Genomic DNA, 9,480 nt, shown 5'->3' with positions numbered 1-9,480 from the left:
TTTGAGCAACCTGCGGCTAGCTTCCTAGTTTGCTCTTTGATTTTAATTGAGTATAATATTATTTTACAAAAATAAAAAAGTTTCATAATCTTAATAGAATTGTTCTATCAAGATTACAAAACTCTTTCTTATTTCAAATCTTTTTTATAGCGTTCCAACTCAGCTTGGTTTGCCCAAACATAGTGACCTGGACGAATTTCTACCATAGAAGGCTTATCAGTTTCATAGTCATGTTGATCTGGATCATAGACTTTCAAAACTTTTTTACGTTCCAAGATTGGGTCTGGAATCGGAACAGCTGATAGAAGTGCTTGCGTGTATGGATGAACTGGATTGTTAAACAATTCTTCAGTTTCAGCCACTTCAACAATAACACCCTTATAAATTACCGCGATACGATCAGAAATGAAACGAACTACTGACAAATCGTGGGCGATAAAGAGATAAGTCAAGCCTAATTCCTTTTGGAATTTTTTGAGCAAGTTCAAGACTTGAGCACGTACAGAAACGTCCAAGGCTGAGATAGGCTCATCCGCAATAACGAAGTCAGGTTGCATAACCAAGGCACGGGCAATTCCGATACGTTGACGTTGTCCACCTGAGAACTCATGTGGGTAACGTGTCAAGTGTTCAGCCAAAAGTCCCACTTCACGAATGATATTTTGAACTTTTTCTTTTCTTTCTTCTTCATCTTTAAATAAATGGTGGTTATAAAGACCTTCAGAAATGATATAGTCAACTGTTGCACGTTCATTCAAACTTGCAGCAGGGTCTTGGAAAATCATTTGGATACGACGGATTAATTCCGAAGCTTGTTCACGTGATTTTTTACCATTGATTTTTTGACCTTCAAAGATGATATCACCTTTGCTGGTATCATTAAGACCGATAATAGCACGACCAATTGTTGTCTTACCACTACCAGACTCTCCAACAAGTGAGAAAGTTTCTCCTTTGTTGATAAAGAAGTTTGCATTTTTAACAGCGACAAACTTTTTGCTTCCTTCACCGAAGGAAATTTCTAAGTCTTTAATTTCTACTAATTTTTCAGACATTTCCTTCCTCCTAGTCCTCAAGATGTGTAAAGCCCATCTTTTCACGAATCTTGTCGTGTAAGTCTTCAATCACTGCTGGTTTTGAAACTTTTGGAGCTTGTTCATGAAGCAACCATGTTTTCGCCCAATGAGTATCAGATACTGCAAACTGAGGTGCTTTTTCCTCGAAGTCAATCTTCATAGCATAATCTGAACGAAGAGCAAAAGCATCTCCCTTCAATTCAGTATAAAGCGATGGAGGTGTTCCAGGGATTGAGTACAATTCACCTTTGTCATCCGCAAGTTGAGGCAAGCTTGACAAGAGGCTCCATGTATATGGATGACGTGGGTCGTAGAAGATTTCTTCAACAGTACCATACTCGACGATCTCACCAGCATACATAACCGCTACTTTATCAGCGATACTTGCTACGACACCTAGGTCGTGGGTGATAAAGATTGTTGTAAAGTGGTATTCGTGTTGAAGTGACTTCAACAAATCAATAATCTGTGCCTGAATGGTCACGTCAAGAGCTGTTGTCGGCTCATCACAGATAAGAATGTCTGGACGACAGGCAAGAGCAATCGCGATAACGATACGTTGACGCATTCCCCCAGAATATTGGAAAGGATACTCGTCAAAACGTTTCTCAGAATCTGGAATACCAACTTTATTCATATAGTCGATAGCCAATTCTTTAGCTTCTTGCGCAGTCTTGCCTTGGTGTTTAACAATAACTTCTGTGATTTGACTTCCGATTGTCTTGATTGGGTCTAGACTGGTCATTGGATCTTGGAAGATAGTTGCAATCTTCGCACCACGAATACTTTCCCAATCTTTATTAGATGTAAGACTGGTCAATTCTTGGCCACGGTAATTAATACTACCTCGTGCAATACGACCATTTCCTTCCAACATTCCTGTGAATGTTTTTGTCAAAACTGATTTACCTGAACCTGACTCTCCAACTAAAGCGAGAACCTCTCCCTCGATCAGATCGATGGAGACACCTCGAATAGCTGTCAAAATCTTGTCACGAACATCAAATTCCACGACAATATCTTGAGCAGTCAAAATTACATTTTTTCCTTTTATCATGTCTACTCCTATCTATGTGTACGTGGATCACTAGCATCCGCTAGGTTCTGACCAACTACGAACAGTGACAAGGATACCAAGACCAAAGTTGTCAATGGAATCCAGAAGAGGTAAGCATTGGTTGTTACGTTCTGAGAATAATCCGAAATCAAACGTCCCAAACTTGGTACTGTGATTGGCAAGCCGAGTCCAAAGAATGACAGGAAGGCTTCATATGAGATAAATGCAGGAAGCATTTGTGATGTAGTTGTAACAATAACAGAAACCAATTGAGGCATGATATTTTTAATAACAATCTTATGGGTTGGTGTTCCCAGTGTACGAGAAGCAAGGTTGTACTCCAAATCACGGTAACGCATGATTTGGATACGAATCATATAAGCAATACCAATCCAAGTAGTTACACTCATGGCAAAAATCAAGTTCCAGAAACCTGCACCGATAGAGTAAGTCAAAACAATAACGATCAAAAGTGAAGGGATGTTATTGATAACGTTATAAACTTCCATCATGATACGGTCAACTGATTTTGAAATCCCCCAGATTCCGCCGACAATAACACCAATAACAACGTTGATAAAGGTCGCAATTACGGAAATCAAGATAGAGTTACGTGCTCCAAACCAGACACCGTCAAAGAGAGATTTACCATTACTATCTGTACCAAACCAATGTTCAGCATTTGGCTTAATGTAACGAGCGCTAAAATCATTTACCTTACTTACATCATTGAAGTCAAAATCAGAAAACATTGGATAGATGAAACTCATCAATACGATGGAAATCAAAATACCAAGCATGATGATTGTTGATTTTTTCTTCAAAAACTGTCTAAAAACAGAACCCCAATATGAGTAGGCAGGAGCATCAATTGCTTCAGAGGCAAAATCATCTCGTTTTACAAATTGAAATTTATCATTACTAATCGTAGACATTATTTGCCTCCTTTCTCTGTCAATTTAATACGTGGGTCAATAATAGTCATCCAAATATCTCCAATCAAGTAAGAGAAAATTGAAACACATGTAAAGATGAAGACCAGACCAACCACCATATTGTTGTTTGATGCTTTTACAGAGTCAATCAACATTTTACCCATACCTGGGAAGGCAAAGACTGTTTCAGTAAGAGTTGCTCCACCAATAACACCAATAATTGAGCCTGGGATACCAGAAACGAGTGGTACCATAGCGTTTTTAAAGATGTGTTTGTTAGAAATTTCTTTTTCAGAAAGACCTTTAGCTCGAGCAAAACGGACAAAGTCTTGAGATTGTAAGTCAATCATGTAACGACGAATCCAGATAGCTAGACCAGGTGCTCCAAGTAAACCAAGAATGACTGATGGAAGGACATAAGATCGCCAATCGCCAGCACCCAAGATTGGGAATGAGTCTGGGAATCCGATAGAAGAACCAATCAAACGAATGATATAAACTAGAGCAATCGTTGGGAGGGCCATCAAGAAGGTCAAAGTACCTGTAGATAGGCTGTCAATCCAAGTATTCTTGAAACGAGCCATTGCTGAACCAAGAGGAACTGCAATCGCATATGAAATCGCAAGACCAATCAAACCAGTGATAGCAGAACTTGCAATCATTGATGGGTATTGATAGTTACTCTCAGTAGCTGTATATGGATCATCTTTACCGTAGTTGGCTACTTCACGAGCATCAGCTTGACTCGGAGATTTATAAGTTCTTGAGTAAATGTTAACTGATGATGTTTTCTTACCAGTTGGGAATTGAACTTCTGAAGTCTTGGTTTGTCCTTGTCCTTGTGTGATTACTTGAAGAACAGGAGTATTGGCATAAGTTGGATAAGAATCTCCTAGGTTCAAGTTGACAAAGTTTTGGTGAACAAATGGGAACTGACTATTGAAGTACAAGAGATATTTGTGTTTAGTACCTGAACCCACAAGAGACCAACCGATAGCAGGGTCATTCTCAAAGCGCAAATAACGCTCTAAGTTAGGATTCTCAGGGTCTTGGATCTTGTTTGTATGGTCAATATCAAGCAAGTTTGCATAGAATTTGAACACACGCTCAAAAATAGGAATTTCACGTGTAGCGTAGAATTGTCCACTCTCTGTAAACTCACCTAGAGTCCAACCATTCCCAAGTTGTTGGATATATTTTTCATAGATTGCTTTATTTGTATCATTTGCATCTACTGTAACAGAAGAGTCAATGCTACTAGCTTTTTCCTGCAACTCTTTCGTATCGTAATATTCGATGTAACCCATACGTTCAAAGACGGTATTTTCATAGTTATCACGTTTATCAGCTGTCGTTGCAATTTTATTGTAGTTAGTATCTTGTTTGAAGATCAACTTCCGTGGAACCATCGTATAGATGATTGTGTAAATCAAGGTCGTTACTAAGAAAATAGAAACCAACGACCGCAAGATACGCATAAAAACATATTTTTTCATATTATTTCCTTTAAAATCCCAAAAGAACCTTCTCCTTTAGGAGAGAAAGTTCTGATGAGCATTATTTATTTCACATGACTCGCTAACTCTTTTTGAGCTTTTTCGTTTGATTCAGCTTTTTCTTTGAGCCATTTTTCACGAGCTTCTTTGTACTCTTTGGTTGTTACAGTGTTTGCTTGCAATTGAAGATATTTGAAGTAAACATCTGAACCTTTATCACCTGATTGAGTATATGATGCTGAGAATGGTACTACGCGAGAAATGATTGGTGCTGCTCCTGAAGAAGACATAGCTGGAAGGAAGAGTGAGCTGTCTGTTAACCAAGCTTGTGCTGCTGCATATTTCTCATAACGTTTGTTAAGATCGGTTGTTTCATTTCCAGCTTCGTCAACTAATTTATCATATTCTTTCAAACCAACTTGAGCAACCGCTGGGTTTGATGGATTGTCATAGCCCATGTAGGTCTTAGTTGTTTCACTATTAGTTGTTTTCAAGATATCAAGGTAAGTTGATGGATCATCATAGTCTGGATTCCATCCAACTGCACCTGAAATATCCCAATCCTCTGCTGCCGCACTAGCAGCGTAGTATGTGATATTGTGTAATTCATCCGTAGTGATTTGTTGGATATCGATAACTACATTATCTGTACCCAAAGCGGTCTCAACAGATTGTTTAAATGATTGGATACGAGCGATATAGTTTTTAGCTGTTTGGTCAACTGGAATATCCAAGTGGATTGGGAATTTTACACCATCTGCTTCAAGGTCTTTTTTAGCTTTAGCTAGTTCTGCTTTAGCTTTATCAGCATTGTAAAGACCATCTTGAGCATCAGCAAAGTTTACGTCTTTCCATTCATCACCATAAGAAACAACCTTCTCAGTAACTAAATCACCAAATGATTTTCCATTTGCTGAAACAAATTCAGGTTTTACAAATAGATTACGGACAGCAAGTGCTGCTCCATCCTTACCATTTAGCTGAGCTGAATAAGCAGTACGGTCAAAAGCAAAGTTCAAAGCTTGACGGAAGTCTTTGTTAAGAAGAGCTTTCTTAGTAGAAGTCTTTTCCTCGTCAGTTGTTTTTGATGTATATTTATAACTTTGACGGTCAATGTTAACACCTAAACCAGCAATACCTGCTCCCTGTGGGTTATAGTAGATATTATCTTTATATGTTTCTGCTACCTTAGAATAGTTTGAGCTAGTAGGGAAGAGACGGGCATAACTGTATGCACCATTTGTAAAGTTACGCTCAAGTGACTCTTGGTCTGAACCATCATAGTAAGAAAGTGTTACAGTATCGATGTGAACATTGTCTTTATCCCAATACTGATCATTCTTTGCAAATTCGATAGAAGACTTAGCTGTCAATCCCTTAAGCAAGAACGGACCATTGTAAAGCAACGATGTTGGATCTGTCGCCTTACCAAAGTCTTTACCTTTTGATTTTTCAAACTCTGCGTTCAAAGGCCAGAAAATTCCGTAAGACAATTTAGAGTTCCAGTATGGTTCTGGTTGGTTCAAAGTGTATTGAAGAGTGTAATCATCAACAGCTTTTACACCTACAGCAGAGAAGTCTGTATTGTTCCCTGATACATAGTCAGCCAATCCTTTAACAGAATTTTGTGCTAGGTAAAGAGTGGCTGATTTATTGTCGGCTGCGTGTTTCAAACCTGTAACAAAGTCATTTGCAGTTACTTCTGCATATTCTTCACCATCAGATGTTAACCATTTTACACCTTTACGAATTTTGTAAGTGTATGTTAAACCATCTTGAGACACTGACCAGTCTTCTGCGACTGCAGGAGTAAGGTTACCATACTTATCACTTGTAAAGAGCCCGTCGATACCGTTTGAAGTGGCAACTTTAGTACTTTGTTTACCAGAGATAAGATAGTCCAATGTTTCTGGGTCAGCAGTATAAGTATAGCCATAAGCCTTTGGTGCTTCAGCATTTGATGATTTTGAAGAACCGCAAGCTGCGAGAACACCTGTTGCAAGTAGCGCAACCCCTGCTACTGCAAAAATACGACTTTTTTTCATATTTATAAACTCCTCGTTTTAAATTGTGGATATTGAAAATTATACCACAGTTTTTTTAAAAAGTAAACGAATTTTCAGAATATTTTGTCGCATACCTTTTAAAAGCAGGAAAACTTACATTTTCAGAAAAGAAACTATTGACGAGATTTAATTTAAAAGGTATAATAATAAAAGTTAAGGCGGTATAGCCAAGTGGTAAGGCACGGCTCTGCAAAAGCTTGATCGTCGGTTCAAATCCGTCTACCGCCTCTATATTATCGAAGGCTCCCACAGGAGTCTTTTTCTTTTAACTACTAGAAAAGCTTTATCAGTTCTGCTCTGATAAAGCTTTTGTTTTATTCTGTTTCTTCTTCTGATTCAAGTTCTTGAATTTGAACCTTAAGCTTGGTTACACGTCCATTTTTGACCTTATCATTAGTTAGGGTGATATGCTTATTGCTACTTTCTAACTCATAGCTAAGTTTTTCTGATGTTGGAATAGTTCCCACACCGGTCAAATAGTAACCAGCGATTGTATCTACATCATCACTTTCAAGTTCAACATCAAAGTAAGCATTAAAGTCATTTAAATTCATTGTCCCTTGGACGATATAGGTATCTTCGCCAATTGTATAAACATAAACTTCAGCTCGGTCAGTTTCATCATCAATTTCACCAACAATCTCCTCAAGGAGATCCTCCAGCGTAACTAGACCAGCCATACCTCCATACTCATCCAGAAGGATAGCCATCTGTCTTTGAGTATTTCTAAACTCTTTTAATAAATCATCCACAAAAATAGTTTCAGGTACAAAGAGTGGATCTTGTAAGATTCGCCTCCAGACAATATTGTCAAACCCGCTGGCAAAGGCTTCTTTAAGGAGACTCTTAGTATGAATCAATCCAATAACATTGTCCTTATCTCCATCATAAACAGGAATCCGAGAAAAATTCTGTTTTAAGATACTTTGGATAATGGTTTGAGTGTCATCCTGAATATTTACCATGAAAGCATCGGTTCGAGGAACCATGACTTCACGTGCCATGAGCTCGTCTAGCGAGAAAATCCCTTGTAACATTTCAATTTCATCAGCATCCAAGGTTTCTTCACTCTTAGACAACATGTACTCAATCTCATCACGAGTCATTTTTTCATCTGCATCGTCAAATGTCATCGGTGTCAATTGACTCAAGAGATTAGTTGATGCTGAGAGCATCCAAACGAAGGGACTCACAATCTTACCAAGAGCAATAATAAACGGTACTGTTCGGATAGCCAAGGCATCCTTAAGATTTAGAGCAATTCGCTTAGGATAAAGCTCACCAAAAACAATAGAAATATAGGTCAAGAAAGCTAATGATAAGAAGCTAGCTACCGCATAGGCAGTTTCGCTATTTCCCATCCAAGAGGCGATCAACTCTCCAAGTGAATCTGCTAGTTTAGCCCCTGACAAGATCGTAATTAAGGTGATACCAACTTGAATGGTTGATAAAAAGTGATTGGGGTTTTCAAGTACCTTTAGTAAACGGATATAGCGTTTATCTCCCTCTTCAGCTTTTTGCTCAACACGTGAACGACTAAGTGAAACCATGGCCATTTCTGTTGCAGAGAAAAAGGCATTTAAAAAGGTCAAAACAACTAATAAAACAAATTGCAGTAACAAATCCTGACTGCTCGGGTCTTCCATTTTCCTTCTCCTAAAAAGTATAATTGAAACCATTATACCATATTTTCCAATTTTTACACATTAATTTTCAATTTCTATGATAAAGGGGCGCTGAATAGAGAGCCACAATCCAAGTCTCGACGCCCTAGTTCAAGCCTTGTGAATCTTTAAAAAAGCTCTTTAAAATCAGAAGTGCAAAAAACAAGCAATCGTTTCTACAGTTCATGACTAATAAAAAACGAGGTTGGGATTTTTCCTCAACCTCTTGATCAATTAGCTATTTTTTGTGACTGTGACCTCACCAGTTCGGTAATCTAACTGAATTCCCTTTTGGACATTTGGAATAACGACATTAAACTCCAATTCTCCGTCAGAGGACTTAGCTTCAATCTGCGATGCGGATGGCACCAAGTCTTCCTCAGACGCATAGAGCAACGTCACACGGTAACGCACTCGTTTGTTTTGATCTAGGGCTTTTCGAACCAGACTTTCATAGTAGTTTTGGCCTGTGGAATCTTCTGCACGCGCTTGGTTGGCCCAAGCTGTCTGTACGGCAATATTTTTAGGATTGCTGGTAGAAGCATCGAAGCCATCTAAGCCACCTATCAAGGCATAGCCTAACAAGTGTCCTCTATCGACCGCATGGTTATAGCTTCCTTTTAGATTCTTAACCTGATGCCAACCCGCAGGCGTCCAAGATGTTGAACCATTGCCAGTTTCTTCACGGTCCTTGTACTGTCTTGTTGCTTTTGACATGATTGCATTCGCTACTGTGGGAACTGTCTCTCCTCCTACCGTTTTTGTCTTGTTATCCGCATAGGGTTTGCTTGAAACCTTAGCATCCAGATTGGTTTTATTGTTATTGACGATAAAGGCTCCTGCGCCATTCCACTCTAGAGTACCCTTAATTTGTTTTTTAACCGAATCTGTTAGGACACTTTCAGCCAGTTCTTGACTTGGAGTATCAGACGACTGTGATTTTTGTTTTACTTGTGTTTGTGGTGCAGTATTGGAAGACTGCATTTGTTTAATATAGTAGCTTCCTGCTGACAAGAGCAAAAAGAGCAAGAGGCCAATTAGGGCCTGCCTTGTTTTTTTATTCATATTTTCTCCTTGTACTCTTCGAAAATCTCTTCAAACCATGTCAGCTTCCATCTGCAATCTCAAAATAGTATTTTGAGCTGACTTCGTCAGTTCTATCCACAACCTCAAAACGGTGTTTTGA

Annotated in this window: 7 protein-coding genes and 1 tRNA gene; 1 reads left to right on the top strand and 7 read right to left on the bottom strand. The window is 38.7% G+C overall.

Annotated elements, in window-relative coordinates:
• Positions 1–128: 128 nt before the first annotated feature.
• From ADH31_RS04960 to ADH31_RS04940, 5 genes are all read right to left on the bottom strand, one after another.
• Entirely contained in the window at positions 129–1,055 is a 927-nt protein-coding gene (locus ADH31_RS04960; protein ID WP_001291283.1) for an ATP-binding cassette domain-containing protein, read from the bottom strand.
• A gap of 10 nt (positions 1,056–1,065) precedes the next feature.
• Positions 1,066–2,133 (bottom strand): ABC transporter ATP-binding protein, encoded by a 1,068-nt coding sequence (locus ADH31_RS04955; RefSeq protein WP_049509268.1) that lies wholly within the window; start codon positions 2,131–2,133, stop codon positions 1,066–1,068.
• 8 nt (positions 2,134–2,141) lie between these two features.
• A complete protein-coding gene (oppC, locus tag ADH31_RS04950) occupies positions 2,142–3,068 on the bottom strand; it encodes an oligopeptide ABC transporter permease OppC (protein WP_000104373.1) in 927 nt (308 codons plus the stop codon).
• Positions 3,068–4,564, bottom strand: coding sequence for an ABC transporter permease (locus tag ADH31_RS04945; protein ID WP_000761009.1), 1,497 nt, complete (start codon positions 4,562–4,564; stop codon positions 3,068–3,070). The genes oppC and ADH31_RS04945 overlap by 1 nt, the downstream gene beginning before the upstream one ends.
• 65 nt (positions 4,565–4,629) lie before the next feature.
• On the bottom strand, positions 4,630–6,609 hold the full coding sequence (locus tag ADH31_RS04940; protein WP_049509267.1) for a peptide ABC transporter substrate-binding protein: 1,980 nt from the start codon (positions 6,607–6,609) through the stop codon (positions 4,630–4,632).
• A 178-nt stretch (positions 6,610–6,787) separates the two neighbouring features.
• Here ADH31_RS04940 and ADH31_RS04935 point away from each other — a divergent pair.
• Positions 6,788–6,858, top strand: a tRNA-Cys gene (locus ADH31_RS04935).
• Positions 6,859–6,944: 86 nt separating this feature from the next.
• Here the strand turns inward: ADH31_RS04935 and ADH31_RS04930 are convergent.
• Both ADH31_RS04930 and ADH31_RS04925 read right to left on the bottom strand, forming a co-directional pair.
• The gene (locus tag ADH31_RS04930; protein WP_049502736.1) at positions 6,945–8,276 is read right to left on the bottom strand and encodes a hemolysin family protein; all 1,332 of its coding nucleotides are present in this window, start codon (positions 8,274–8,276) and stop codon (positions 6,945–6,947) included.
• Positions 8,277–8,528: 252 nt separating this feature from the next.
• On the bottom strand, positions 8,529–9,359 hold the full coding sequence (locus ADH31_RS04925) for a DNA/RNA non-specific endonuclease (RefSeq protein WP_049509266.1): 831 nt from the start codon (positions 9,357–9,359) through the stop codon (positions 8,529–8,531).
• Positions 9,360–9,480: the final 121 nt, after the last annotated feature.

It is taken from the genome of Streptococcus pseudopneumoniae, assembly GCF_001072375.1.
In the GTDB taxonomy this organism is placed as follows: Bacteria; Bacillota; Bacilli; order Lactobacillales; family Streptococcaceae; genus Streptococcus; species Streptococcus pseudopneumoniae_L.
Note: the sequence above shows the minus strand (reverse complement) of the source record. Positions and strands in the feature narration are given on the sequence as shown.